The sequence below is a fragment of the Stutzerimonas azotifigens DSM 17556 genome (assembly GCF_000425625.1).
In the GTDB taxonomy this organism is placed as follows: Bacteria; Pseudomonadota; Gammaproteobacteria; order Pseudomonadales; family Pseudomonadaceae; genus Stutzerimonas; species Stutzerimonas azotifigens.
This window is the reverse complement of record NZ_KE384409.1, coordinates 134,438-159,558: the sequence shown is the minus strand read 5'-3', so window position 1 is coordinate 159,558 and position 25,121 is coordinate 134,438. Positions and strand designations below refer to the sequence as shown.

Annotated in this window: 20 protein-coding genes; 7 read left to right on the top strand and 13 right to left on the bottom strand. The window is 67.4% G+C overall.

Annotated elements, in window-relative coordinates; all coding sequences use genetic code 11:
* Nucleotides 1–87 precede the first annotated feature (87 nt).
* The 3 genes from der to H610_RS0112660 all read left to right on the top strand — a co-directional run bounded on the left by der (nt 88) and on the right by H610_RS0112660 (nt 3,609).
* On the top strand, nt 88–1,569 hold the full coding sequence (gene der, locus H610_RS0112670) for a ribosome biogenesis GTPase Der (RefSeq protein WP_028240017.1): 1,482 nt from the start codon (nt 88–90) through the stop codon (nt 1,567–1,569).
* Nucleotides 1,570–1,666: 97 nt separating this feature from the next.
* Nucleotides 1,667–2,815, top strand: coding sequence for a pyridoxal phosphate-dependent aminotransferase (locus H610_RS0112665; RefSeq protein WP_028240016.1), 1,149 nt, complete (start codon nt 1,667–1,669; stop codon nt 2,813–2,815).
* Between the two features lie 14 nt (nt 2,816–2,829).
* On the top strand, nt 2,830–3,609 hold the full coding sequence (locus H610_RS0112660; protein ID WP_028240015.1) for an amidohydrolase: 780 nt from the start codon (nt 2,830–2,832) through the stop codon (nt 3,607–3,609).
* 67 nt (nt 3,610–3,676) lie between these two features.
* On the opposite strand, the gene leuA is transcribed toward H610_RS0112660, so the two are convergent.
* Both leuA and plsB read right to left on the bottom strand, forming a co-directional pair.
* Nucleotides 3,677–5,347: a 2-isopropylmalate synthase gene (gene leuA / locus H610_RS0112655; RefSeq protein ID WP_028240014.1), complete on the bottom strand. Its 1,671-nt coding sequence runs from the start codon at nt 5,345–5,347 to the stop codon at nt 3,677–3,679.
* A gap of 267 nt (nt 5,348–5,614) precedes the next feature.
* Nucleotides 5,615–8,107 (bottom strand): glycerol-3-phosphate 1-O-acyltransferase PlsB, encoded by a 2,493-nt coding sequence (gene plsB, locus H610_RS0112650; RefSeq protein WP_028240013.1) that lies wholly within the window; start codon nt 8,105–8,107, stop codon nt 5,615–5,617.
* 407 nt (nt 8,108–8,514) lie between these two features.
* On the opposite strand from plsB, the gene H610_RS0112645 reads away from it, so the two are divergent.
* A complete protein-coding gene (locus tag H610_RS0112645; protein ID WP_028240012.1) occupies nt 8,515–8,724 on the top strand; it encodes a cold-shock protein in 210 nt (69 codons plus the stop codon).
* Between the two features lie 102 nt (nt 8,725–8,826).
* Here the strand turns inward: H610_RS0112645 and H610_RS0112640 are convergent, their stop codons facing one another.
* From H610_RS0112640 to dapE, 3 genes are read right to left on the bottom strand one after another with little or no spacing between them, the layout of a single operon-like run.
* Nucleotides 8,827–9,198 carry a hypothetical protein gene (locus H610_RS0112640; RefSeq protein ID WP_028240011.1) on the bottom strand — a complete coding sequence of 124 codons (372 nt, stop codon included), beginning with the start codon at nt 9,196–9,198 and terminating at the stop codon, nt 8,827–8,829.
* A gap of 21 nt (nt 9,199–9,219) precedes the next feature.
* Nucleotides 9,220–10,029, bottom strand: coding sequence for a putative RNA methyltransferase (locus H610_RS0112635; RefSeq protein WP_028240010.1), 810 nt, complete (start codon nt 10,027–10,029; stop codon nt 9,220–9,222).
* Nucleotides 10,023–11,165 carry a succinyl-diaminopimelate desuccinylase gene (gene dapE / locus H610_RS0112630; protein WP_028240009.1) on the bottom strand — a complete coding sequence of 381 codons (1,143 nt, stop codon included), beginning with the start codon at nt 11,163–11,165 and terminating at the stop codon, nt 10,023–10,025. Before dapE ends, H610_RS0112635 begins: the two co-directional genes overlap by 7 nt.
* 159 nt (nt 11,166–11,324) lie before the next feature.
* Between dapE and tcdA the strand changes: the two genes are divergently transcribed.
* Nucleotides 11,325–12,143 (top strand): tRNA cyclic N6-threonylcarbamoyladenosine(37) synthase TcdA, encoded by an 819-nt coding sequence (gene tcdA / locus H610_RS0112625; protein ID WP_028240008.1) that lies wholly within the window; start codon nt 11,325–11,327, stop codon nt 12,141–12,143.
* Nucleotides 12,144–12,686: 543 nt separating this feature from the next.
* Here the strand turns inward: tcdA and H610_RS0112620 are convergent.
* From H610_RS0112620 to H610_RS0112605, 4 genes are all read right to left on the bottom strand, one after another.
* A complete protein-coding gene (locus H610_RS0112620) occupies nt 12,687–13,115 on the bottom strand; it encodes a SufE family protein (protein ID WP_028240007.1) in 429 nt (142 codons plus the stop codon).
* Nucleotides 13,112–14,314, bottom strand: coding sequence for an aminotransferase class V-fold PLP-dependent enzyme (locus H610_RS0112615; RefSeq protein ID WP_028240006.1), 1,203 nt, complete (start codon nt 14,312–14,314; stop codon nt 13,112–13,114). The genes H610_RS0112620 and H610_RS0112615 overlap by 4 nt, the downstream gene beginning before the upstream one ends.
* 82 nt (nt 14,315–14,396) lie before the next feature.
* On the bottom strand, nt 14,397–15,431 hold the full coding sequence (gene dapD / locus H610_RS0112610; RefSeq protein ID WP_028240005.1) for a 2,3,4,5-tetrahydropyridine-2,6-dicarboxylate N-succinyltransferase: 1,035 nt from the start codon (nt 15,429–15,431) through the stop codon (nt 14,397–14,399).
* 43 nt (nt 15,432–15,474) lie between these two features.
* Nucleotides 15,475–15,846, bottom strand: coding sequence for an ArsC family reductase (locus tag H610_RS0112605; RefSeq protein ID WP_028240004.1), 372 nt, complete (start codon nt 15,844–15,846; stop codon nt 15,475–15,477).
* A 346-nt stretch (nt 15,847–16,192) separates the two neighbouring features.
* Here H610_RS0112605 and H610_RS0112600 point away from each other — a divergent pair, with 346 nt between their 5' ends.
* Together H610_RS0112600 and H610_RS25810 are read left to right on the top strand one after the other, a co-directional pair.
* The gene (locus tag H610_RS0112600; protein ID WP_028240003.1) at nt 16,193–16,438 is read left to right on the top strand and encodes a hypothetical protein; all 246 of its coding nucleotides are present in this window, start codon (nt 16,193–16,195) and stop codon (nt 16,436–16,438) included.
* A gap of 8 nt (nt 16,439–16,446) precedes the next feature.
* Complete coding sequence (locus tag H610_RS25810; protein ID WP_169338858.1) at nt 16,447–16,596, top strand: hypothetical protein; 150 nt, start codon at nt 16,447–16,449, stop codon at nt 16,594–16,596.
* A gap of 19 nt (nt 16,597–16,615) precedes the next feature.
* Here H610_RS25810 and dapC read toward each other — a convergent pair whose 3' ends face one another.
* From dapC to rne, 4 genes are all read right to left on the bottom strand, one after another.
* Entirely contained in the window at nt 16,616–17,809 is a 1,194-nt protein-coding gene (dapC, locus tag H610_RS0112590; RefSeq protein ID WP_028240002.1) for a succinyldiaminopimelate transaminase, read from the bottom strand.
* 121 nt (nt 17,810–17,930) lie between these two features.
* A complete protein-coding gene (locus H610_RS0112585) occupies nt 17,931–20,633 on the bottom strand; it encodes a [protein-PII] uridylyltransferase (RefSeq protein WP_028240001.1) in 2,703 nt (900 codons plus the stop codon).
* 43 nt (nt 20,634–20,676) lie between these two features.
* Nucleotides 20,677–21,459 carry a type I methionyl aminopeptidase gene (gene map / locus H610_RS0112580; RefSeq protein ID WP_028240000.1) on the bottom strand — a complete coding sequence of 261 codons (783 nt, stop codon included), beginning with the start codon at nt 21,457–21,459 and terminating at the stop codon, nt 20,677–20,679.
* Nucleotides 21,460–21,714: 255 nt separating this feature from the next.
* Complete coding sequence (gene rne / locus H610_RS0112575; RefSeq protein ID WP_201768367.1) at nt 21,715–24,840, bottom strand: ribonuclease E; 3,126 nt, start codon at nt 24,838–24,840, stop codon at nt 21,715–21,717.
* Nucleotides 24,841–25,121 lie beyond the last annotated feature (281 nt).

Here is a 25,121-nt window from a genome sequence, read left to right as displayed (position 1 = left end):
GCCCCCGGTTGCGGGGGCGCTGGATCCTCGGCCGCTGCCCTGGCAGCGGCCGTCGTGTTTTCCGATCGAATTCAAGTGGAGAGCCGCATGGTTCCCGTAATCGCCCTGGTGGGCCGCCCCAACGTTGGTAAATCGACCCTGTTCAACCGCCTGACCAAGAGCCGGGACGCGATCGTGGCCGAGTACGCCGGGCTGACCCGCGACCGCCAGTACGGCGAAGCCAAGTGGCAGGGCCGCACCTACATCGTAGTGGATACCGGCGGAATCTCGGGCGATGAGGAGGGTATCGACGCCAAGATGGCCGAGCAGTCGCTGCAGGCCATCGAGGAGGCCGACGCCGTCCTGTTCATGGTCGATGCCCGCGCCGGCATGACCGCCGCCGACCAGATGATCGCCGAGCACCTGCGCAAGCGGAACAAGCGCAGTTTCCTGGTCGCCAACAAGGTCGACACGGTCGATCCCGACATCGCCCGCGCGGAGTTCAGCCCCCTGGGCCTGGGCGACGCCCTGCCGATCGCCGCGGCCCACGGGCGCGGGATCAGCCACATGCTGCAGGAGGCGCTGGGCATCTTTCCCAAGGATGCCGAAGCCGAGGCTGCGGAGGGCGAAACCGTCGAGGCGCTGAACGCCGAAGGCGAGCCGGTGCAGACCCGCGTGCCGGGGCCGAGCGAGAAGGACGGCATCAAGATCGCCATCATCGGCCGGCCCAACGTGGGCAAGTCGACCCTGGTCAACCGCATGCTCGGCGAGGAGCGGGTGATCGTCTACGACCAGGCTGGCACCACCCGCGACAGCATCTACATTCCCTTCGAGCGGGACGACGAGAAGTTCACCCTGATCGACACCGCCGGCGTGCGCCGGCGCGGCAAGATATTCGAGGCGGTCGAGAAATTCTCGGTGGTCAAGACGCTGCAGGCGATCCAGGACGCCAACGTGGTCATCTTCGTGATGGACGCCCGCGAAGGCGTGGTCGAGCATGATCTGAACCTGCTCGGCTTCGTGCTTGAAACCGGCCGCGCGCTGGTCATCGCGCTGAACAAGTGGGACGGCATGCAGCCGGGCGAGCGTGACTACGTCAAGACCGAACTGGAGCGCCGGCTGTTTTTCGTCGATTTCGCCGACATCCACTTCATCTCGGCGTTGCATGGCACCGGCGTCGGCCACCTTTACCGCTCGGTGCAGAACGCCTTCAGCTCGGCGGTGACCCGCTGGCCGACCAGCCGCCTGACGCAGATCCTCGAGGACGCGGTGCAGGAGCACCAGCCGCCGATGGTCAACGGCCGGCGCATCAAGCTGCGTTACGCTCACCTGGGCGGCGCCAACCCGCCGCTGATCGTGATCCACGGCAACCAGGTGGAGTCGGTGCCCAAGTCCTACACGCGCTACCTGGAGAACACCTTCAGGCGCGTGCTGAAGCTTGTCGGCACGCCGATCCGCATCGAATACAAGGGCGGCGAGAACCCCTACGAGGGCAAGAAGAACAAGCTCACGGATCGCCAGGTGAACAAGAAGCGGCGGTTGATGAGCCACCACAAGAAGGCGGAGAAGAAGCGCAAGGACAAGCGTTAAAGACGATGAACCGCGCTGTAGGCTGGAGGCTGGTCCAGGCGGGCGCATCCGCTCCTTGGTCCAGCCCTTCCGCCCACAGCTTCCAGCGAGACTGTCGATGATTACCAGCAAGCTGCCGAACGTCGGAACCACCATCTTCACCACCATGTCGCAGTTGGCGGCGCAGACGGGGGCGATCAACCTGTCCCAGGGGTTTCCGGACTTCGACGGTCCGGACGCCCTGCGCGAAGCCGTGACCCGCCACGTGATGGCCGGGCACAACCAGTACGCCCCCATGACCGGCTTGCCGGCCCTGCGCGAGCAGGTCGCCGCCAAAGTGGCTTCGCTCTACGGGCGCGCGGTGGACCCCGAGGCCGAGGTGACCATCACCCCGGGCGCCACCCAGGCGATCTTCTGCGCCATCCAGGCGCTGGTCGGCCAGGGCGACGAGGCCATCGTCTTCGATCCCTGCTACGACAGCTACGAACCCTCGGTGCAGCTGGCCGGCGGCACCTGCATCCACCTGCCGCTGACGCTCCCGGATTTCGCCATCGACTGGCAGCGACTGGCCGATGCCATCGGGCCGCGCACCCGGCTGATCGTCCTCAACACGCCGCACAACCCCAGCGGGGCCCTGCTCCGGCGCGGGGACCTCGACCGCCTGGCCGCGCTGATCCGCGACCGCGACATCTACGTGCTCAGCGACGAGGTCTACGAACACCTGGTCTACGACGGCGCCGAGCATGCCAGCGTATTGCGCCACGAGGAGCTGTACCGGCGTGCGTTCGTCGTCAGCTCCTTCGGCAAGACCTACCACGTCACCGGCTGGAAGACCGGCTACGTCATCGCCCCGCCGGCGCTGACCGCCGAACTGCGCAAGATCCACCAGTACGTCAGCTTCACCGGCGTCACGCCGCTGCAGTGGGCGCTGGCCGACTTCATGGCCCAGCAGCCGAACCATGTGCTGGAGCTGCCGGCCTTCTACCAGGCCAAGCGCGACCTGTTCTGCGACCTGCTGGCCGGCTCGCGCTTCGGCTTCCAGCGTGCCGCCGGCACCTATTTCCAGCTGGCGGACTACTCCGCGATCCGGCCCGACCTCGACGACGTGGCCATGGCGCGCTGGCTGACGCAGGAGCATGGGGTCGCGGCGATTCCGATTTCGGTGTTCTACCAGGAGCCGCCGCGCGAGGCGCGGCTGGTGCGGTTCTGCTTCGCCAAGCGCGAGGACACGTTGCGCCAGGCGGCCGAGCGGCTCGGCGCCATCTAAGGCTAGGGGGAGACATGAGCAAAGCCGACCTGGAAATCGCACTGGTCCAGACCGACCTGGCCTGGCAGGACCCGGAACGCAACCGGGCGCATTTCGCCGATCTGCTGACCCGGGCGCGCGGTGCCGATCTGATCGTCCTGCCCGAGATGTTCACCACCGGCTTCTCGATGGAGTCGGCGGAACTGGCCGAGGACGTGGGCGGGACCAGCACCGCCTGGATGCTCCGGCAGGCCCAGGCGCTGGATGCGGTGGTCACCGGCAGCCTGATCATCCGGGCCGGCGACGGCCGCCATTACAACCGGCTGCTGTGGGCGCGTCCGGATGGCAGCCTGGCGCACTACGACAAGCGCCATCTGTTCCGCATGGCGGGGGAGCACAAGCACTACACCGCGGGCGATCGCCAGGCGCTGTTCGAGGTCAACGGCTGGCGGGTGCGCCCGCTGATCTGCTATGACCTGCGCTTCCCGGTGTGGAGCCGCGATCCCTATGACACCGACCTGCTGGTCTACACCGCCAACTGGCCGGCCGCGCGCCGACAGCACTGGAACCGGCTGCTGCCGGCGCGGGCGATCGAGAATCTGTGCTACGTGGCGGCGGTCAATCGCGTCGGTACCGACGGCAAGGGGCATCCCTACAGCGGCGACAGCCAGGTGCTGGATTTCCAGGGCGACGCCCTGCTGGCGGCCGAGGCCGGCGACGGCGTGTTCCGCACCCGCCTGTCGGCCGAGGGCCTCGCCGCCTACCGCGAGCGCTTCCCGGCCTACCAGGATGCCGATCCGTTCACCTTCGGCTGAGCATCGACCGGAATGAATAAGGGCGCCAGTGGCGCCCTTATTCTTCCTGCCTTCTTGTGGCCCCGAGTCAGGCAGCTTGCGTCTGGCCTTCGCGCAGCGCTCGGTTCAGAGCGCTGAACAGCGCCCGGAAGCTGGCCGTGGTGAGGTTCTCGTCGACGCCGATGCCGTGCAGCGGGCGCTGGCCGTCGAGCCGCACCTCGATGTAGGCCGCGGCCCTGGCCTGGGTGCCGGCGCCGATCGCGTGCTCGTGGTAGTCCATGATCTCCACCTTCACCGGCAGGCAGGCGACCAGCGCTTCCAGCGGGCCCTTGCCGACCCCGCGCCAGTGCTGCGTCTCGCCGTCGACCACCACCTCGACGTCCACGGCGCTGGTGCCGTTCTCTTCCTGCAGGCGGTGCCCCTTGAGCGCGTAGGGCGCCGCGGCCTGCAGATACTCGCTGTCGAGCAGGCCGTAGATCTGCGCGGCGGTCATCTCCAGCCCCAGGCGGTCGGTTTCCTTCTGCACCACCTGGCTGAACTCGATCTGCATGCGACGCGGCAGGCTGATGCCGTATTCCTGCTCCAGCAGGTAGGTGATGCCGCCCTTGCCGGACTGGCTGTTCACCCGGATCACCGCCTCGTAGCTGCGGCCGATGTCGGCCGGGTCGATCGGCAGGTAGGGCACTTCCCAGAGGGCGTCCGGCTTCTGCTGGGCGAAGCCCTTGCGGATCGCGTCCTGGTGCGAGCCGGAGAACGCGGTATGCACCAGGTCGCCGACGTAGGGATGGCGCGGATGCACCGGCAGTTGGTTGCATTCCTCGACCACTTTGCGCACCGCGTCGATGTCGGAGAAATCGAGCCCCGGGTGGATGCCCTGGGTGTAGAGGTTCAGCGCCAGGGTGACCAGGTCGACGTTGCCGGTACGCTCGCCGTTGCCGAACAGGCAGCCCTCGACCCGGTCGGCGCCGGCCATCAGGCCCAGCTCGGTGGCGGCCACGCCGGTGCCGCGGTCGTTGTGGGTGTGCAGGCTGATGATCACGCTGTCGCGGCGGCTGATGTGGCGGCCGAACCATTCGATCTGGTCGGCGTAGACGTTCGGCGTGGCGACTTCGACGGTGGCCGGCAGGTTGAGGATGACCTTGTTGTCCGGCGTCGGCTGCCAGACGTCGAGCACCGCATCGCACACCTGGACGGCGAACTCCAGTTCGGTGGAGGTGAAGATCTCCGGCGAGTACTGGAACGTCCACTGGGTTTCCGGCTGCTCGGCGGCCAGTTGCTTGATCAGCCTGGCGGCGTTCACCGCGATGTCGATGACGCCCTGCTTGTCCTGGTTGAAGACGATGCGGCGGAACGCCGGCGCGGTGGCGTTGTAGACGTGGACGATGGCCTTTTTCGCACCACGCAGCGACTCGAAGGTACGGCGGATCAGGTCCTCGCGGGCCTGGGTCAGCACCTGGATGGTGGTGTCGTCGGGAATGTGGCCGTCCTCGATGAGGGTGCGGACGAAATCGAAATCGGTCTGCGATGCGGACGGGAAGGCCGCCTCGATCTGCTTGACGCCAACCTTCACCAGGGTCTGCCAGAAACGCAGCTTCTTCGCGGCATCCATCGGCTCGATCAGCGACTGGTTGCCGTCGCGCAGGTCCGAGCTGCACCAGATCGGTACTTCGGTGATGCTCTTCGACGGCCAGGTGCGATCCGGCAGATCGATGGCAGGGAAGGCGCGGTATTTTTGCGAAGGGTCTTTGAGCATGCTCATGGCGAAGTCCTTGAAAACGGCGGAACCACGGGGGCGAATGGTTCTGTGGTGCAGACGCTATGCTGGTCGGCGAGGTATGGCAAGCATTGTCTAAAAATTGGTAGAAATCAGCGTTAATGTCTCTACGGGAAAAACTTATTGCTCGAAGAGTGGCGGTTGCGCCTTTTTGTTTCCTCCCGATTTGCGCCGGAAAAGGCATCGCTCCGATGGCAGAAATGGCTGGGTTGAGGCGCGAGGCGACGAAGCCCAACACGGCGAGCCAATGATCTATGTCGACGTCGGGCTCGGCTCGGCATCCAGGTGCCGGTCCATCGCGACCTGCCGGATGGACAGGCGGATCTCCGCGGGCAGCACGCGTTTGGCCGCGCCTTCGGCCAGTTCGCCCAGCAGCGGGTGATAGCTCAGCCGGCCCGCCTCGTTGCGACGCAGCACACCCTGTTCCAGCAGGGTAGTGATGAAGTGCCGAAACAGGCTCTTGTCGAAGAACTCCGGCGCGTTGAGGCCATGCAGGATCGACAGGCGCTGGGCCATCACGGTGCAGAGATTTTCCAGTTCCTCGGCGGTGAGCGCGAGCTGGCCGCCGTTGAGCAGCAGCGCGATCGCCATGTAGAAGCGCTGCAGGGTCTGCACGATGGCGCGCGACAGCAGGGTCAGCAGCACGAACTGGCGCGAGCTCGGGGCGGGGCGGACGAAGACGTCGCCGTCCTGCCTGAGCAGCTCCTGCTCGACGAGCACCGCCAGCCAGCGGTCGACCACCTCGTCCAGCTCGTCGAGTTCCCAGCGGATGAACAGCTCGGCCTGCAGGTACGGATAGAGCGCGCGGGTGTAGCGCATGATCTGCTCGCGACTCATCCGCGAGCTGCTCTGGAAGAAGCTCGCCAGCAGCCCCGGCAGGGCGAAGATGTGCAGCACGTTGTTGCGGTAGTAGGTCATGAGCACGGCGTTCTGCTCGTCGAGGTAGCAGATGTTGCCGAGCGCATCCTTCTGCTCGGCGAGCAGCTCGAGTTCCTTGACGTAGGCGATCAGCGAGGCGCCGTCGCCTTCCGGCAGGGTCATGTGCGGCGAGTAGGGAACCGCGCGCAACAGGGCCAGGTAGAGGTCCAGCACGCGGGCGAGGGCGCGGTCGTCGAGCGCCAGCCGGCTGGTGGAAAGCAGCGCCAGGGCCACCAGGTTGACCGGGTTGACCGCGGTCGCCTCGTTCAGCCGTTCGGCGATCCGCCGGGCCAGGTGGTTGGTGGTATCGGTCAGCCACTCGGGTCGATAGCTCGGTCCCAGCTCCTGCTGGCGCCAGCCAGGCTGCTCCCTGTCGAGGAAATCGTCGAGCGCCAGCGGCTCGCCGAAGTTGACCCAGACCTGCCCGAAGCGCTGCTTGAGCGCGCCGACCACCTTGAAGATGTCGAACACCGACTCCTTCTTCTTCGCCGCGCCCCTGAGTTCGCCGAGGTAGGTGCGTCCCTCGAGCACGCGCTCGTAGCCGATGTAGACCGGCACGAAGAGGATCGGCTGGCGCGAGGAGCGCAGGAAGCTGCGCAGGGTGATCGCCAGCATGCCGGTGCGTGGCTGGAGCATCCGCCCGGTCCGCGAGCGGCCCCCCTCCACGAAGTACTCCACCGGGAAGCCGCGGCTGAACAGGGTGTGCAGGTATTCGTTGAATACCGCGGTGTACAGCGGATTGCCCTTGAAGGTGCGGCGCATGAAGAAGGCTCCGCCGCGCCGCAGCAGGCTGCCGATGACCGGCATGTTGAGGTTGATGCCGGCGGCGATGTGCGGCGGGGTCAGGCCGTTGCGGAACAGCAGGTAGGACAGCAGCAGGTAGTCGATGTGGCTGCGGTGGCAGGGCACGTAGATGACCTCGTGCCCATGCACGGCGTCCTGGACCTGCTGCAGGTTGTTGACCCGGATGCCGTCGTAGATCTTGTTCCAGAACCACGACAGCACCAGTTCGAGGAAACGCACCACGGTGTAGGCGTAGTCCGAGGCGATCTCGTTGCCGTAGCGCAGCGCCTGGCGTTCGGCCTTTTCCAGCGGGATGTTCTCGCGCTCGGCTTCGTCGCGGATCGCCTGGCGCACCTGGGGCGCATGCACCAGGCCCTTGACCAGGTTGCGCCGGTGCGACAGGTCCGGGCCGATGACTGCGGCCTTCTGGTTGCGAAAGTGCACCCGGAGGATGCGGTGGACCATTCGCAGTGTGCGTTCCTTGCCCTTGGCCAGGGCGACCAGTTCGCCGAGCTGGATCGGCGCGGAGAATTGCAGGCGGGTCTTGCGCCCGAGAATGAGGATACTGACCAGGCGACGCAGTCGGCCGGTCACCGCCCAGGAATCGGCGAACAGCAGCTTCCAGGGGCTCGTCTCGCGGTCCGGCGACTGGCCCCAGAACACGCTCACGGGCACGACCTGGACATTTTCGACGGCCTGCCGCGCGAGCGCATCCACCACGCGCTGCAGGGTCGGCGCCGCCCTGGCCGGCAGCGGCCGGCCATGCCAGCTGGCGGCCGGCATCAGGTGGAAGAAGGCGGCCGGTTCCTCGTGCCCACCCACCATGACCGGCAGCACCGGGCGCGGCAGTCCGGCTTTCATGCATTCGGTATCCAGCACCGCCAGGTCGCTCAGGGACGGTTTCTGCAGCACGTAGAGCACCGGCTGGCTGCGATCGAGCTTGAGCGCGAAGGCCGACTGGTTGATCGTTTCCGAACGCACCCAAAGGTACAGGACACGGCGCAAGGCGGCGAACACGAGGCGTCGGAGCGGGGAGCGGGTCATAGACAAGAGGTAATGCGGCAGGCAGGGCCCGGGGGCGGCTAGTGTGCCGCATCCCTTCGCCAGCGGCAAAACGCGGGCATGGGCGTGCGACGGAGGGGCTTGCGACCGAAAAGGCTGGCGCAGGCGGACCAGAGATGTTTCAGGGTGTTAGCGAAGCGATCGAAACCGCCCGGTCAAGGCCCTGAAACGGCCTGCAGCCCTAGTGCGGCAAGGCTCGCAGCGGACCGAAAAAATTCCTTTAAACTAAATTTTCCTGCTTTATACTCGATGAGCGGTCGCCCTGAAACGCGACTTTTATAGCCGCTCCTCGCTAGCCCGAGGCCGGATATAAGAAGAAGGACGTTTTGCTGCGCCGTCGAGACGATCCTCGTCAGAGGGCTAACAAAAAGCGAGTTGGAGAAGTGTTAATGGCTGATCGTGAGATCGGAACCGTCAAATGGTTCAATGACGCCAAGGGCTATGGGTTCATTCAGCGTGACAGCGGTGCTGATGTCTTCGTCCACTATCGCGCCATTCGCGGCGAGGGTCACCGCTCTCTGGTCGAAGGCCAGAAAGTCGAGTTCTCGGTGATTCAGGGTCAGAAAGGCCTGCAGGCCGAAGACGTCTCCGGCGTCTGAGATCCGGAAAAGCCCGTCCTGCGACGGGCTTTTTTAATGCCGGTGGGATAGGGCCCCCGGTAGTTTCGACCATCCACGCATGCGTGACGATGGCGGCGACGGTCAGCCGGTTCGCCAGATGATTTCCTTCTCTCCCTGCTGGCTCACGCTGATCCAGCGGTCGGCATCCTCTTCGCCTTCCTCTTCCTGCCAGCTTCCCGGCGCACAGCGAATTTCCACGCCCAGTGCCTGATGGGCGGCATGCGCGCAGGCGATGTCGTCCGTCCAGGGCGTCTGGTCGCTTTCCAGCAGCAGGCTGTGCCACTTGCCCACGGCGTTGGGGACCCAGGTCACCGGGATGCCCGCCGCCTGGCACTTGAACGTCTGGCCCTGGCGCCGCCATTCGGAGCAGGGCCCGATGGCCTCCGCCAGCCAGGCGCCGATGGCCGGCTGGTCGGCATCCTTCACATAGATCTCGATATCCGGTTGGCGCATGCTGGCCGTTCTCCTGTGCCTTCAGGCAATGTCGCGCTCGATCAGGTCGAAGCGTACCGCAACCGTGACCTGCAGGGGCTGCTCGATCACCGCCTGGCGGCGTTCGGCGCCCGCGCGCCAGCCGTGCGGCGTCATCGCCAGCAGGTCGGCGCGGTCCTCGGGGCGGTCCAGGTCGAGCGGGTATTCGAGCGTTTCGCTGTGCGCCAGGTGCATGCCCGGCGGGACGCGGGCGAGGTGCTTGCCGTCGTCGTACTCGCGCACCTCGGCATACAGGCGCTGACGCAGTTGCAGCAGGTGGTCGCGCGCGGGGCCGACGATCAGCAGCGCGCCACCGGGTTGCAGCAGTCGCTGCGTCTCGGCCCAGTCGAGCGGGCTGAACACGCTGGTGGCCAGTTCCAGCGCGCTGTCGGCCAGTGGCACCCGGGCCATGCTTGCGACCAGCCAGGTCAGGCTCGGGGCCCGGCGGCAGGCACGCTTGACCGCTTCGCGCGAGATATCCAGGGCGTAGCCCTCGGCCGCCGGCAGCGCCTCGGCCAGGCGCGCGCTGTAATAGCCTTCGCCGCAACCGATGTCGAGCCAGCGGGTGGGCGCCCGGTCGACCGCCAGGGCCGCAAGCCGTTCGCGAATCGGCGCATAGTGGCCGGCATCGAGAAAGCGCCGCCGGGCCTCGACCATCGCCTGGTTGTCGCCCGGGTCTCGGCTCTTCTTGTGCTGCACCGGCAGCAGGTTGAGATAGCCCTGGCGGGCGCGATCGAAGCGGTGCCCGGCGGAGCAGGCGACGCCCTGATCGTGATCGTGCAGCGGGGCTCGGCAGAGCGGACAGATCAGCATGCGAGCAGGCGCACCAGGGTCTGGTAGTAGACCTCGGTCAGCAGGTCGAGGTCACTGGCCAACACACGTTCGTCCACCTGGTGGATGGTGGCGTTGACCGGCCCGAGCTCCACCACCTGGGTGCCGAGGGTGGCGATGAAGCGGCCGTCTGAGGTGCCGCCGCTGGTCGAGGGCGTGGTGCCGTGGCCGGTGACCGCCTCGATGCTTCTGGCGATGGCATCGAGCAGTTCGCCGGGCTCGGTGAGGAATGGCAGGCCTGACAGCGCCCAGTCGATCCGGTAGTCGAAGTCGAAGCGGTCGAGGATCGCGGCGGTACGCTGCTGCAGCTGCTCGACCGTCGACTCGGTGGAAAAACGAAAGTTGAACTGCGCTTCCAGCGCGCCCGGGATGACGTTGGTGGCGCCGGTGCCCGCATTGAGGTTGGAGATCTGGAAGCTGGTCGGCGGGAAGAAGGCGTTGCCGTCGTCCCAGTGTTCGGCAGCGAGGGCGGCCAGCGCCGGGGCGGCGAGGTGGATGGGGTTTCTCGCCAGGTGCGGGTAGGCGACGTGGCCCTGCTGGCCGATGACCGTCAGGGTGCCGCCCAGCGAGCCGCGCCGGCCGTTCTTGACCACGTCGCCCAGCTGCGCAGTGCTCGAGGGCTCGCCGACGATGCACCAGTCCAGCCGCTGGCCGCGCTCGCGTAGCCGCTCGACCACCGCCTTGGTGCCATACTGCGCGGGGCCTTCCTCGTCGCTGGTGATGAGGAAGGCGATCTGGCCGCGATGGTCCGGGTGTTCGGCGACGAAGCGCTCGACTGCCACCACCATGGCTGCAAGGCTGCCCTTCATGTCGGCGGCGCCGCGGCCGAGCAGCATGCCCTGGTCGTCGACGCGGGCGGCGAACGGTGGCACGGCCCAGGCCGACTCCGGCCCGGTAGGCACCACGTCGGTATGCCCGGCGAAGCACAGCACCGGACCCTCGTCGCCGCGCAGCGCCCAGAAATTCTGCACGTCCTCGATGTCCATCGGCTCGACCTGGAAGCCGCAGGCTGCCAGGCGCTTCATCATCAGGTCCTGGCAGCCCTCGTCGCGAGGTGTCACGGAGGGGCGTTCGATCAGCGCGCAAGCCAGTTCGAGCGTGGGCGAAAGGGTGGCCATGCGGACTCCACAGCGGCAATGAAAAGGGCGTGCATTCTAGCAGGCAAAGGCCGTCCGGCGGCCCAGCCGTCACGCCGGCTTCGCCCCGTTGGTACGACCGCCGGCTGCGGCGGCGCACGCGCTGCGCCTATAATCGGCGCTCAATCGCAAGGGGGTGGCATGGCGTTCGACGATCAGCGTTTCGGTGGCATCGTCCGGTTGTACGGCATCCAAGGGGCCGAGCGTCTCGCCGCGGCGCACGTCGCGGTGGTGGGTATCGGCGGGGTCGGTTCCTGGGCGGCCGAGGCGCTGGCCCGCAGCGGCGTGGGCGAGCTGTCGCTGTTCGACCTGGACGACGTCTGCACCACCAACACCAACCGCCAGGTCCATGCACTGGAAGGCGCGATCGGCAAGCCGAAGGTCGAGGTCATGGCCGAGCGCATCCGCGCCATCAATCCGGCCTGCCGGGTGCATGCGGTGGCCGATTTCGTCACCCGGGAGACCATGGCCGAGTACATCACCGAGGATTTCGACTGCGTGATCGACTGCATCGACAGCGTGCCGGCCAAGGCCGCGCTGATCGCCTGGTGCAAGCGGCGCAAGCTCCAGGTTATCGCCACCGGCGGCGCGGGCGGGCAGGTCGACCCGACGCAGGTCCAGGTCGCCGACCTGAACAAGACCTTCAACGACCCGCTGGCGGCCAAGGTGCGCTCGCTGCTGCGCCGCGACTACAACTTCTCGCGCACGCCGGGCCGGCATTACAGCGTGCCCTGCGTGTTCTCCACCGAGCAGCTGCGCTATCCGAAGCCGGACGGCGGTGTGTGCCAGCAGAAGAGCTTCGTCGGCGAGGGGGTCAAGCTCGACTGTGCCGGCGGCTTTGGCGCGGTGATGATGGTCACCGCGACCTTCGGCATGGTGGCGGCGGCTCGGGCGGTGGACAAGCTGGTCGCCGGCACCCGCCGGCCCTCCGAGCGGAACAGGCCAGCCGACAGCGCCTGAGAGCAGGGTGGAAAGCGGCGCAGCCTTGCCACCAAGCGGTTGTGGAATGTATCGGTGGAAAATCGCTGCGCGAGTTTTCCACCCTACGCCGGGGCCGAACGCCCGCGTGGCCTGCATCGCCGCGAGGGCGCGCCTCCCACGGCCGTGTGGGGTGGATAACGGCGCAGCCTTTTCCACCAAGCGGTTGCGGAGTGTATCGGTGGAAAATCGCTGCGCGAGTTTTCCACCCTACGCCGGGGCCGGCCCCCCGCGTGGTCTGCATCGCCGCGAGGGCGCGCCTCCCACGGCCGTGTGGGGTGGAAAACGGGGCAGCCTTTTCCACCAAGCGGTTGAGTGTATCGGTGGAAAATCGCTGCGCGAGTTTTCCACCCTACGCCGGGGCCGGCCCCCCGCGTGGTCTGCATCGCCGCGAGGGCGCGCCTCCCACGGCCGTGTGGGGTGGAAAACGGGGCAGCCTTTTCCACCGCGAGGCGGTATCGTCCAGCCTCCAGCCTCCAGCCTCCAGCCTCCAGCCTCCAGCCTCCAGCCTCCAGCCTCCAGCCTTCAGCGCCTTTCCCGGCCTTTATCCCGCATGCGCTGCAGCACGGCGTTCATGCCGCTCGCGCGGGAAGGTGAGAGTTGACGGGAAAGGCCCAGCTGCGCGAACCAGTCGGCGACATCCAGCGATTGCAGTTCGTCCGCCGTCAGGCTGTCGACGCGTGCCAGCAGCACCGCCAGCAGGCCGCGCAGCAGGCGGGCCTCGCTGGACCCGCGGAAATGCCAGTGGCCGTCTTCGTCCTCGCCGACCAGCCAGACACGGCTTTCGCAGCCATGCACCAGATTTTCGTCGCTGCGTTCGGCGTCGGTCAGCGGCTCCAGGCGCTCGCCCCAGCTCATCAGCAGGCGCGCGCGCTGCTCCCAGCCGCCGGCGGCGCCGAACTCGGCCAGCGCCGCCTGGGCGGCGGCCGGAAGGGCGGACGGATCGATGGTCATGCGAGCATCTCCAGCGCCCGGTCGAGCGCGGCGAAGAAGACGTCCAGGTCGGCGCCGTCGTTGTACAGGCCGAGCGAGACGCGGATCGCCCCGGTCCTGCCGAGGCTGTTCATCAGCGGCATGGCGCAGTGCGTGCCGCTGCGCACGGCGACGCCCTGCTCGGTCAGCAGGTGGGCCAGGTCCCCGTGGTGCACGCCGTCGACCGCGAAGCTGGCCAGCGCCGCCTGCGGGCGGCCCAGCAGGTGCAGGCCGCGTCGCTTGCCGAGGCCGGCGACGAGCTTGGCATGCAGCGCCGCTTCGTGCTGCGCCACGGCCGTTTCATCGAGGGTGAGCAGGTAGTCGAGCACCGCGCCGAGTCCGATCACCCCGGCGATCGGCGGCGTGCCGGCCTCGAAGCCCAGCGGGGCCGGGCGAAAGTCGGCGTGCTGATAGTCCGCGATCTCCACCATCTCGCCGCCGAACTGCCAGTGGCGCAGCTGCGCCAGCGCCTCGCGGCGACCGTAGAGCGCGCCGACGCCTTCCGGCCCATAGAGCTTGTGGCTGGACAGCACATAGAAATCACAGCCGAGCGCCGGAAGATCGTGCCGCCCGTGAACGATGCCCTGAGCGCCGTCGACCACGGTCAGCGCGCCCTGGGCGCGCGCCAGCGGTAGCAGCTCGGTGAGCGGCTGCCAGGTGCCGAGTACGTTCGACAGCTGGCTGACGGCGAGCAGCCGGGTGTGTGCACTGATCAGCCGCCTGGCGGCCGGCAGGTCGACCGCGCCGGCAAGGTCGAGCGGCAGGATCACCAGTCGCGCACCGCGCCTGAGGGCGAGCTGTTGCCATGGTAGCAAGTTGGCATGGTGCTCCAGGGCGCTGACGACGATCTCGTCGCCCGGCCGGACCAGGTGTTCCAGGCCGTAGGCGAGCAGGTTCAGCGCTTCGGTGGCGCCGCGGGTGAAGATCAGCTGGTCGGCGCCGGGGACGTTCAGCCAGGCCGCGAGTTTCTCGCGCGTGCCCTCGAAGGCGCGGGTGGCGCGTTCGGCGGTGGTGTGCTGGGCCCGGTGCACGTTGGCGGCGCCACTGGTGTAGTAGCCGCTCAGGGCGTTGATCAGCGCCTGCGGCTTCTGGGCGGTGGCCGCGCTGTCGAGGTAGATCTCGCCCTGGGCTTCGAGCACGGCCAGGGCGGGAAAGTCGGAGCGCCAGGGGGACGAAAGCATAGCGATGGGCCGGGTGCCGGAAGCCGGGACGAAAGCCGCGTGCGAATGATCGCGCGGGCGGCTTCCGGCACTTGGCTTCCCGTCAGTTGTGCGCGTGCAGCGCTTCGTTGAGTTCGATCGCGGACTTGTGCGTCTTGCATTCGACCGCGCCGGTCTGCGAATTGCGGCGGAACAGCAGGTCGGCCTGACCGGCCAGCTCGCGCGCCTTGACCACCTTGACCAGTTGGTTCTGTTCGTCGAGCAGATTCACCTTGGTGCCGGCCGTGATGTACAGGCCGGCTTCGACGGTGTTGCGGTTGCCCAGCGGGATGCCGATGCCGGCGTTGGCGCCGATCAGGCAGCCTTCGCCCACGGAAATGACGATGTTGCCGCCGCCGGACAGGGTGCCCATGGTCGAGCAGCCACCGCCGAGGTCCGAACCCTTGCCGACGAACACGCCGGCCGAGACGCGGCCTTCGATCATGCCCGGCCCTTCGGTGCCGGCGTTGAAGTTGACGAAGCCTTCGTGCATCACGGTGGTGCCTTCACCGATGTAGGCGCCCAGGCGGATGCGTGCGCTGTCGGCGATGCGAACGCCGCTTGGCACCACGTAGTCGGTCATCTTCGGGAATTTGTCCACCGAGAAGACTTCCAGCAGTTCGCCCCGCAGCCGTGCCTCGAGCTGGCGCTCGGCGACTTCGGCGAGGTCCACCGCGCCTTCGTTGGTCCAGGCGACGTTCGGCAGCAGCGGGAAGATCCCGGCCAGGTTCAGCCCGTGCGGCTTGACCAGGCGGTGGGACAGCAGGTGCAGCTTGAGGTAGGCCTCGGGGGTGGAGGTCAGCGGCGCGTCCTCGGCGAGCAGGGTCGCCACCAGCGGCCGCTGGCTTTCAGCCAGGCGGGTGAGCAGGGCGCACTGCGCGGCGTCCAGCGGCTTGAGCGCGTCGGACAGCTGGGTGGCCTGGCTGGTGGTGATGGCGATCGCCTGGTTGCCGCCGCTGTAGCCGATCACGCCGGCCACCGCCTCGACCAGCTCGGCGGGGGGATTGAGCAGCGGCTGGGCGTAGAAGACCTCGAGCCAGTTGCCCTGGCGGTTGTGGGTGCCGACACCGAAGGCCAGGCTGAAAAGGGTATTGGACATGGCAGGGTTCCTTCTGTCGCTGGGGCGCACCTGCGCCCGGGTGTCAGTTCGAGGGATTGAGGGCGGCGGCGTACTGGTCGGGCTTGAAGCCGATCAGCGTGCGGTCGTGCAGCTCCAGCACCGGCCGCTTGATCATCGACGGCTGGGCGAGCATCAGCTCGATGGCCCTGGCTTCGTCGAGGTCGGCCTTCTGCGACTCGTCGAGCTTGCGAAAGGTGGTGCCGGCGCGGTTGAGCACCGTCTGCCAGCCATGCTCGCGGCACCAGGCCTGCAGGTGCGCGCGGTCGATGCCGGCAGCCTTGTAGTCGTGGAAATCGTAGGCGAAGCCGTGCTCGTCGAGCCAGGTGCGCGCCTTCTTCATGGTGTCGCAGGCCTTGATGCCGTACAGGCGCAGGCCAGGGGTTCCTTCGGACATGGTCTGTTCGTTCACGATTCGTTCGTTCGGCCGCGAATTATGCCATGGCAAAGCGCGTTCCCGACGTTCCATCGCGTCTTGGCGATCGGACGCACCGCCGCCGGGCGAACCCAGGCGCCGGTTCGGCCTCCAACTAGACAGATCGATCAGAAGGAGGAGCAGCCGTGGCCGACGACACGCCCATCCCTGAAGACGAAGACATCGACCTGTCGGACGAGGAACTGGAGCAAGAGCGGATTCGGGACGACCCGACCGACATCCGGACCCGATCGTGCTGCCGGAAGATCCGGCGGTGCAGAAGAACCAGTGAGCACCGGCGAACATCTACCCAGAGACGGAGGCTTTCATGGCCCGCAAGCATTTCGAGAAGTTCGAAGCCATCTCCTCGGCCGTGCCGGCCGGCGATGCCTTCGAGGCGGTGATCGCGGTCAAGCGCCGCGACAGCGCCGAGTCGGCCAGGGTCCATCGCGTGGCGAACGGCCAGCGCTACGACCTGGCATCCGAGGCGGACGTCGCCGCCGAAGCGGCGCTGACCAAGGTGACCGAGGTCGGCGACGACGGCGAACTGATCTGGGAACCCAACGCGGAGTGAGGGCCACCATGAACGAGCGACCAGCCGAACAATGGGAGAGCGAGCGCGAACGCGACCGGCCCGAAGCCGAGGCCGACATCCCCGAGCATATGAAGCCGGAGAACCTGGAAAAACTTCGCGACTACGGCAAGGATTCGATTCCGCCGGGCATCGCCTGACGCCCGGCGGAATCCTCGTTCAGAGACGCTCGAGATAGGCGCGAATGCGCCCGGCGGCCTCGACGCACTCGGCCAGCGGCGCGACCAGCGCCATCCGTACCCGCCCGGCGCCCGGGCTGAAGCCGTCGATTTCGCGGGACAGATAGCTGCCCGGAACCACGGCGACGTGCTCCTGGGCGAACAGTTCGCGGGTGAAGCGCAGGTCGTCGACCGGCGTGCGCGGCCAGAGATAGAAGCCGCCATCGGGGCGCTGTACGTCCAGCACCGGCTGGAGGATGTCCAGCACCGCGTCGAACTTCGCCCGATACAGTTCGCGGTTGGCGCTCACGTGCGCTTCGTCGTTCCAGGCGGCGATGCTGGCGAGCTGGGTCTGCACCGGCATGGCGCAGCCGTGGTAGGTGCGGTAGTGGAGAAAGCCCTTGAGCACCTCGGCGTCGCCGGCGACGAACCCGGAGCGCAGCCCCGGCAGGTTCGAGCGTTTCGACAGGCTGTGGAAGACCACGCAGCGCCTGAAGTCCAGCCGCCCGAGCGCCGCACAGGCCGTGAGCAGGCCGGGCGGCGGGTTGCCCTCGTCGAAGTAGAGCTCGCTGTAGCACTCATCGGCGGCGATGACGAAATCGTATTCGTCGGCGAGGCGAATCAGCTTCTTCAGGGTCTCCAGCGGCACCAGGGCGCCGGTCGGGTTGCCGGGCGAGCAGAGGAACAGGATCTGGCAGCGCGCCCAGACCTGCGCCGGCACCGCTTCGAAGTCCGGGTTGAAACCGTTCTCGGCGCGGCAGGGCAGGTAGTGCGGCGTGGCGCCGGCCAGCAGCGCGGCGCCCTCGTAGATCTGATAGAAGGGGTTGGGGCTGAGCACCAGGCCGTCCGCGCTACGGTCGACGACCGCCTGGGTGAAGGCGAACAGCGCCTCGCGGGTACCGTTGACCGGCAGCACGTGGCGGGCCGGGTCGAGGGCGCCGGCGGGCACGCCGAAACGGCGCTCGCACCAGGCCGCCATGGCCTCGCGCAGGGCGGGAATCCCCTGGGTGGTCGGATAGACCGACAGCTGCTGCAGGTTGGTGGACAAGGCGTCGGCGACGAACTGCGGCGCCGGATGCTTGGGCTCCCCGATCGACAGCGCGATGCGCGGCTTGTCGGCCGGCTGCACGTCGGCCAGCAGGCCACGAAGCTTCTCGAAGGGGTAGGGCTGCAACAGTGACAGGGCGTCGTTCATATCGTGTGCACGCGTGAATGGCTGACTGGGCTGGTGGCCTGATTCGGCTGGTTCAGTGGGTCGATTGCGGCGCATGTCCCAGGACTTCATGCCTCCGCACTTCGACCAACTGCACGGGCCACTAGATGACGATCCGGCTGGGCGAGGGCGGCTGCTCGTTTTCCTGCGACAGCTGGCGGACCAGGGCCTGTTGCAGGCGACTGCAGAACTGCGGATCGGACAGCGGCTGGTTGTCTTCGGTGGTGACGAAGAACACGTCCTCGACGCGCTCGCCGAGCGTGGCGATCTTGGCATTCTGCACCGACAGGTCGAAGTCCTGGAACAGCTGGCCGATGCGCGCCAGCAGGCCGGGACGGTCCGGCGCGGTGATCTCGATGATCGTCTGCGGCCGCTGGGTGTCGTTGAGGATGGTCACCTGCGGCGCGAAGGCGAAATGCTTGAGCTGGCGCGGCACCCGGCGCTGGATGATCGATGGGTATTCGTCGGGGTTGCGCAGCGCCTCGACCAGGCCCTTGCGGATCTGCTCGATCCGCCGCGGGTTGTTGCCGATCGGCGTGCCGTCGGCGTCCAGCACGACGTAGGTGTCGAGCGTGAACTGGCTGGTGGAGGTGATGATGCGCGCATCGTGGATGCTCAGGTTCAGCTGGTCCATCGCCGCCACGGTCACGGCGAAGAAGTCGTGCTGGTCGGGCGCGTAGATGAAGATCTGTGTGCCGCCTTCGAACTCGCGCTGGGTGGTTTCCTTGACCAGCACCAGCGGCCCGCCGTCGTGCGGGTGCTCGAGGATGGCCTCGGTGTGCCAGGCGACGTCGCTCGCCGTGTGGCGCAGGAAATAGTCGTCGCCGAGCTGCGCCCAGAGCTGCTCGGCGTCGTCCGGGTCGGTACCGCTGCGCACCAGCTGGTCCAGCGCGGCCTGCTGGGTCCGGCGGATCTGCTCCTCGCGCTCCAGCGGGTTCTCCAGCCCGCGCTTGAGCGCGCGCTTGGTCTCGGTGTAGAGCTGGCGCAGCAGCGAGGCGCGCCAGGAGTTCCACAGGCTCGGGTTGGTGGCGTTGATGTCGGCCACGGTGAGCACGTAGAGGTAGTCGAGGTGGGTCTCGTCGCCGACCAGGCGGGCGAAGTCGTTGATCACCAGCGGGTCGGAGAGGTCCTTGCGCTGCGCGGTGGTGGACATCACCAGGTGGTTGCTCACCAGCCACACCACCAGTTGGGTGTCCCAGGGTGGCAGTTGGTGACGCTCGCAGAAGCGCGCGGCATCGATCGCGCCGAGCTCGGAGTGGTCGCCGCCGCGGCCCTTGCCGATGTCGTGGTAGAGGCCGGCGAGGTAGATCAGCTCGGGCTTGGGCAGGCGGTCGATGAGCTTGCTGGCCAGCGGGTACTTTTCCGCCAGCTCGGGGCGCTTGAGCTTGCGCAGGTGCTTGATCAGGTTGAGCGTGTGCGCGTCGACCGTGTAGATGTGGAACAGGTCGTGCTGCATCTGCCCGACGATGTGGCCGAACTCCGGCAGGTAGCGGCCGAGAATCCCGTAGCGGTTCATCCGTCGCAGGTTGCGGTGGATGCCCTGGCGCGAACAGAACAGCTCGATGAACAGGCTGGTGTTGCGGATGTCGCTGCGGAACCGGTCGTCGATCAGATGCCGGTGATCGCGCAGCAGGCGGATGGTGTCGGCGCGCACGCCCTGGATCTCCGGGTGCTGCGCCATCAGCACGAAGCACTCGAGGATGGCGAAGGGCGTGCGCTTGAAGACGTTCGGGTGGGTGACCTCGATGTAGCCGTCGCGCAGCTGGAAGCGGCTGTTCAGCGGCCTGATCGGACCCTGCTCGCCCTCGCGCAGGATGACTTCCTCGAAATGCTGGACGATCAGGTCGCCGAGCTCGGCGATGCTCATGACCACCCGGTAGTACTTCTGCATGAAGCGCTCGATGGCCAGCTTGCCGTCGCTGTCCTGGTAGCCGAGCAGGGCGGCGAGCTTGCGCTGGTGATCGAACAGCAGGCGGTCCTCGGCACGTCCGGCGAGCATGTGCAGCCCGTAGCGCACCTTCCAGAGGAATTCCTGGGCCGAGGCCAGCAGCGAATTCTCGGTATCGGTCAGGAAGCCCTGGTCGACCATCGCGTGCATGTTCAGGGTGCCGAACTGGCGGCGCGCGACCCAGAGAATGGTCTGGATGTCACGCAGGCCGCCGGGCGAGCCCTTGACGTTGGGTTCGAGGTTGTACTCGGTGTCGTTGTACTTGGCGTGGCGCGCCAGCTGCTCGGCGCGCTTGGCGAGGAAGAAGTCCTTGCTCGGCCACATGTGCTCGGGGCTGGTGACCCGGATCATTTCCTGGCGCAGGCGCTCGGGCCCGGCGACGGTGCGGCTTTCCATCAGGTTGGTGATGACCGTCAGGTCGGCGCGCGCCTCTTCGGCACATTCGGACACCGAGCGCACGCTCTGCCCGACCTCCAGGCCGATGTCCCACAGCAGGGTGAGAAAGCCCTCGATGGGGTCGCGGAAGACCTCATGGTCGCTGTCGTCGAGCAGGATCAGCAGGTCGATGTCGGAATAGGGGTGCAGTTCGCCGCGGCCGTAGCCGCCAACCGCCACCAGCGCGATGTCGGCGTCCTCGCTCCAGGCGAAGCGGCTCCAGGCGTTGCGCAGGATCTGATCGACGAACCAGGCGCGGTCCTCGATCAGCCGGCGGATGTCGCGGCCGGCGAGAAAGCGCTGGTCGAGCACTTCGCGCGCCTGGCGGATGGCCTTCTTGAACGCGGGGATGGGGCTCGCCTTGAGCGCGAGCTCGGCCTGGAACTGCCCGGGATCGAACAGTTCGGGATCCACCTGTGGCATACGAGACCCTCCTATCGATCAGGGACTGCGGTTCGGCTGCGCGTCAGGCCGAGGTGCGGGCGATGGTGTCGTCGCTGCGCAGGGTAAGGATCTCGTAGCCTCCGGCGGTGACCAGCACGGTGTGCTCCCACTGGGCGGAAAGCTTGCGATCCTTGGTGATGGCGGTCCAGCCGTCGCCGAGCAGGCGGGTGTCGGCGCGTCCCTGGTTGATCATCGGCTCGATGGTGAAGGTCATGCCTTCCTTCAGCTCGAGGCCGGTGCCGGCGCGTCCGTAGTGCAGCACCTGCGGCTCCTCGTGGAACACCTTGCCGATGCCGTGCCCGCAATACTCGCGCACCACCGAATAGCCGTTCTTCTCGGCGTGCTTCTGGATGACCTCGCCGATGTCGCCGAGACGTGCCCCCGGACGGACCAGTTCGATGCCCTTGTACATGCACTCCTGGGTGACCTTGCACAGCCGGGCCGCCCACTCGGGGGCGTCGCCGACGAGGAACATCTTGCTGGTGTCGCCGTGGTAGCCGTCCTTGATCACCGTGATGTCGATGTTGAGGATGTCGCCGCTCTTCAGCGGCTTGTCCGCCGGAATGCCGTGGCAGACGACGTGGTTCACCGACGTGCAGATCGACTTGGGGAAGCCCTTGTAGTTCAGCGGGGCGGGAATGGCCTTCTGCACGTTGACGATGTAGTCGTGACTGATGCGGTCGAGTTCTTCGGTGGTCACGCCAGGCTTGACGTGTTCCTCGAGCATCTCCAGCACGTCGGCGGCCAGGCGGCCGGCGATGCGCATCTTCTCGATTTCTTCGGGCGTCTTGATGGTGACGGTCATGCGGTTCTCTCGGCGCAAGGCAAGAACGTAAAGCGGGGCATTCTAACAGAAGACCGACCAGGCCGCAGAATGTGCCCGGTGCAGGCGGACTGGGGCATGGGCGGAGAGTCGGAAACCGTTCGCCTGTGTCACGGGCCGCCAAAGGTGCGCGCGGCGGCGCTCCTGAATGGCTGTCTGCATCTCATCCCGTCCGGAGCGCTTCGCCGCAACGAAAAAGGGGATGCCTTGGCATCCCCTTTTTTCGTGCAGCTTCGATCAGCCTCGCGGCGTCTCGTTCCTGCGTTTCTCGTCCTCGTCGTCGCGCTCGGCGGCGGTCGGCTCGCTGGGCTCTTCCGTCGGGACCTCGGCGGGCGCCTGCGGTTGTGCCGCTTCGGTCATGGCCTTCGGCTCGATGTCCAGCGTCGACTGCTCCGGCTCCTGCTGGACGGGCGCCGGCTGCTCGGCCTCGTCCTCCGGACGCGGGGTTTCGGCCTCGGCGACCGGCTCGCTGCCGACCACGATCTCCGGGCTGGCAGGCGGCTGCTGGGCAGCCACGGCCTCGACGGCTTGCAGGGAAGGCTCCTCGGCAGCCGGTTCTTCGACGACCGGCTGCGCAGCGGCCGGTGCTGGCGCCGGGGCTGCGGCGGCAGCCTGCTGGGCTTCGCGAGCGAGACGCTCGGCTTCGCGCTGGCGACGGCGCACCTCGCGCGGGTCGTTCGGCGCCCGGCCGGTGGGACGGGTGGGCGCTGCCTGTGCCGGGATTTCTTCCTCGGTCGGCTCGGGCTGCGGCTCGACCACTGGAGCGGGGGCGGGTGCCGGGGCTTCGCTGACCACTTCGATGGCTGGCTCCTCGGCAGGCTGTGCCGTTACCGGCTCGGCTTCGGGCTCGACCTCAGGGGCTGCGGCAGGCTCGACGGCGGCTGCTTCGGCCATTGGCTCGGTAACCGGAGCCGCTTCGGTGGCGACCGGCTGCTCGGCTTCCTGGCCGCCTTCGGCAACAAGCTGCGTGGGCTCGGTGTCGGCGGTGTTGGCCGCGAGAGCCGCAGCCGTGGCTGCAACGGCCAGGTCCTCGGACTTCACCGGCGCGTTCTCTTCGCTCACCTCGGCAACATCGATCTCGTTGCCGTTGGCATCGCGCTGCCGCTCGCGGCGGTTGCTGCGACGGCGCTGGCCGCGGGAGCGGCGGCGCGGACGCTCGCTGTCGCCGCCTTCCTCGCCTTCGTCCTGGGCCTGCTCGGCGTTGAGGATGGCTTCTTCCTCGGCCACCGGCTGCTCGTTGCGCGGCTTGCGCTCTTCGCGCGGCGGACGTGGCGGCTGCTCGCGGACGGCCCGTTCTTCGCTCACCGGCTCCTGGGCATCCAGCGCCGGGCGCAGCTCACGCTTGCGCTCTTCGCGCGGGGCGCGCTCTTCACGGGGCTGGCGCTCACGGCGCGGCGCCTGGCTGGGCGCCTCGGTGGTTTCGGCCACCTCGCGCTTGCGCTCCTCGCGCGGCGGGCGCGGCGGTCGCTCGGCACGCTCCTCACGCGGGGCGCGCTCTTCGCGCGGCGGACGCTCCTCGCGCGGCTTGCGCTCTTCGTCGCGGCCGCGGCCGTCGCGCCGGCGGTTCTGCTGGCGGCCATTGCGACGCTCGTCGTTGCGCGGCTGGCGGCTGCGTTCGGGCTTGCGTTCGGCTTCGGCCGGCTTGGCCTCTTCCTTGCCGGCGAACAGGCTGACCAGCGAGCGGACCAGGCCCTTGAACAGGCTCGGCTCGGGCGTCGGTGCCTCGGGAACCAGCGGGGCAGGCGGCGTCGGCATCGGCGTCGGAGCGGTGCGCGGCGGCGCGGTCTTCACCGCGGCTTCCTGGCGCACCAGGGTGCGGGTGGAACTGACCGGCTGGGCCTCTTCGACTTCGGTCGGCGCCATCTCGTAGCTGGCCTGGCCGGCGATGATCTCGGGGCTGTCGTCGCGCAGGCGCTGGACTTCGAAGTGCGGGGTTTCCAGGTGGTCGTCCGGCAGGATGAAGATGCGCGCGCGGGTGCGCAGTTCGATCTTGGTGATGGCGTTGCGCTTCTCGTTGAGCAGGAAGGCCGCCACCTGGAAGGGCACGCGGGCGCGGACTTCCGCGGTGCGGTCCTTCAGGGCTTCTTCCTCGATCAGGCGCAGGATCGCCAGCGACAGGGACTCGACGTCGCGGATGATGCCCTGGCCGTTACAGCGCGGGCAGACGATGCCGCTGGTTTCGCCGAGGGACGGGCGCAGGCGCTGGCGGGACATTTCCAGCAGGCCGAAGCGCGAGATACGGCCGACCTGAACGCGCGCGCGATCGGCCTCAAGCGCTTCGCGCATGCGGTCCTCGACGGCGCGCTGGTTCTTCGCCGGGGTCATGTCGATGAAGTCGATGACGATCAGGCCGCCGATGTCGCGCAGGCGCAGTTGGCGGGCGATTTCCTCGGCCGCTTCGAGGTTGGTCTGCAGCGCGGTTTCCTCGATGTCGCCGCCCTTGGTGGCGCGTGCCGAGTTGATGTCGATCGACACCAGGGCCTCGGTCGGGTCGATCACGATCGAGCCGCCCGACGGCAGCTTCACTTCGCGCTGGAAGGCGGTTTCGATCTGGCTTTCGATCTGGAAGCGGTTGAACAGCGGAACGCTGTCTTCGTAGAGCTTCACCTTGCTGGCGTACTGCGGCATCACCTGGCGGATGAAGGAGAGCGCTTCGTCCTGGGCCTCGACGCTGTCGATCAGCACTTCGCCGATGTCCTGGCGCAGGTAGTCGCGGATGGCGCGGATGATGACGTTGGATTCCTGGTAGATCAGGAAGGGCGCGGCGCGGTCCTGGGAGGCTTCGGTGATGGCGGCCCACAGCTGCAGCAGGTAGTCCAGGTCCCACTGCAGCTCTTCGCTGGAGCGGCCCAGGCCGGCGGTACGGACGATCAGGCCCATGTCGGCGGGGACGTTGAGGCCGTTGAGGGCCTCGCGCAGTTCGTTGCGCTCTTCGCCTTCGATCCGGCGGGAGATGCCGCCGGCGCGCGGGTTGTTCGGCATCAGCACCAGGTAGCGGCCGGCGAGGCTGATGAAGGTGGTCAGGGCGGCGCCCTTGTTGCCGCGCTCTTCCTTCTCGACCTGGATGATGACTTCCTGGCCTTCGGAGAGCACGTCCTTGATGTTCACCCGGCCTTCGGGGGCCTTCTTGAAGTATTCGCGGGAGATTTCCTTGAGCGGAAGAAAGCCGTGGCGCTCGGCGCCGAAATCGACGAAAGCGGCCTCCAGGCTGGGCTCGATGCGGGTGATGCGGCCCTTGTAGATGTTGGCCTTCTTCTGTTCGCGGGCACCGGATTCGATGTCCAGGTCGAACAGGCGCTGGCCGTCTACCAGTGCGACACGCAACTCTTCGGGTTGAGTCGCGTTTATCAGCATTCTTTTCATGTAGTACCGTCGGTTTCCGGGGCTGCCGGAAACGGCGTTCGGCACACACGACTCTCGCGGTCGGTGTCAGGTGCGTCAGGAATGGTTGTAAGTCACTCCAGTGTCCAGCGATCCGAGGCCTCTGGCCGGGATCGCGACGACGTCTCCTGCTTGCTGTGTTAACAGAAGCAATGGTTCGGGAGGAGGAATCGGTCTTTGGTAGCGGACGACCTGAAGCGTCTGTAAAGCTGTGCTACGCAATCCGAAGACCGTGCATCTCCACCCAACACGCATACTTTGAA

What these genes read in the sequence shown, in the direction of transcription:
- plsB (WP_028240013.1), bottom strand. Translation starts at nt 8,107, where the DNA reads ATGACCCGCTCCCCGCTCCGACGCCTCGTGTTCGCCGCCTTGCGCCGT.
- H610_RS0112665 (WP_028240016.1), top strand. Translation starts at nt 1,667, where the DNA reads ATGATTACCAGCAAGCTGCCGAACGTCGGAACCACCATCTTCACCACC.
- H610_RS0112640 (WP_028240011.1), bottom strand. Translation starts at nt 9,198, where the DNA reads ATGCGCCAACCGGATATCGAGATCTATGTGAAGGATGCCGACCAGCCG.
- H610_RS0112585 (WP_028240001.1), bottom strand. Translation starts at nt 20,633, where the DNA reads ATGCCACAGGTGGATCCCGAACTGTTCGATCCCGGGCAGTTCCAGGCC.
- tcdA (WP_028240008.1), top strand. Translation starts at nt 11,325, where the DNA reads ATGGCGTTCGACGATCAGCGTTTCGGTGGCATCGTCCGGTTGTACGGC.
- der (WP_028240017.1), top strand. Translation starts at nt 88, where the DNA reads ATGGTTCCCGTAATCGCCCTGGTGGGCCGCCCCAACGTTGGTAAATCG.
- dapD (WP_028240005.1), bottom strand. Translation starts at nt 15,431, where the DNA reads ATGTCCAATACCCTTTTCAGCCTGGCCTTCGGTGTCGGCACCCACAAC.
- dapC (WP_028240002.1), bottom strand. Translation starts at nt 17,809, where the DNA reads ATGAACGACGCCCTGTCACTGTTGCAGCCCTACCCCTTCGAGAAGCTT.
- H610_RS0112635 (WP_028240010.1), bottom strand. Translation starts at nt 10,029, where the DNA reads ATGCTGATCTGTCCGCTCTGCCGAGCCCCGCTGCACGATCACGATCAG.
- H610_RS0112615 (WP_028240006.1), bottom strand. Translation starts at nt 14,314, where the DNA reads ATGCTTTCGTCCCCCTGGCGCTCCGACTTTCCCGCCCTGGCCGTGCTC.
- H610_RS0112645 (WP_028240012.1), top strand. Translation starts at nt 8,515, where the DNA reads ATGGCTGATCGTGAGATCGGAACCGTCAAATGGTTCAATGACGCCAAG.
- H610_RS0112605 (WP_028240004.1), bottom strand. Translation starts at nt 15,846, where the DNA reads ATGTCCGAAGGAACCCCTGGCCTGCGCCTGTACGGCATCAAGGCCTGC.
- H610_RS0112600 (WP_028240003.1), top strand. Translation starts at nt 16,193, where the DNA reads ATGGCCCGCAAGCATTTCGAGAAGTTCGAAGCCATCTCCTCGGCCGTG.
- dapE (WP_028240009.1), bottom strand. Translation starts at nt 11,165, where the DNA reads ATGGCCACCCTTTCGCCCACGCTCGAACTGGCTTGCGCGCTGATCGAA.
- rne (WP_201768367.1), bottom strand. Translation starts at nt 24,840, where the DNA reads ATGAAAAGAATGCTGATAAACGCGACTCAACCCGAAGAGTTGCGTGTC.
- H610_RS0112620 (WP_028240007.1), bottom strand. Translation starts at nt 13,115, where the DNA reads ATGACCATCGATCCGTCCGCCCTTCCGGCCGCCGCCCAGGCGGCGCTG.
- map (WP_028240000.1), bottom strand. Translation starts at nt 21,459, where the DNA reads ATGACCGTCACCATCAAGACGCCCGAAGAAATCGAGAAGATGCGCATC.
- leuA (WP_028240014.1), bottom strand. Translation starts at nt 5,347, where the DNA reads ATGAGCATGCTCAAAGACCCTTCGCAAAAATACCGCGCCTTCCCTGCC.
- H610_RS25810 (WP_169338858.1), top strand. Translation starts at nt 16,447, where the DNA reads ATGAACGAGCGACCAGCCGAACAATGGGAGAGCGAGCGCGAACGCGAC.
- H610_RS0112660 (WP_028240015.1), top strand. Translation starts at nt 2,830, where the DNA reads ATGAGCAAAGCCGACCTGGAAATCGCACTGGTCCAGACCGACCTGGCC.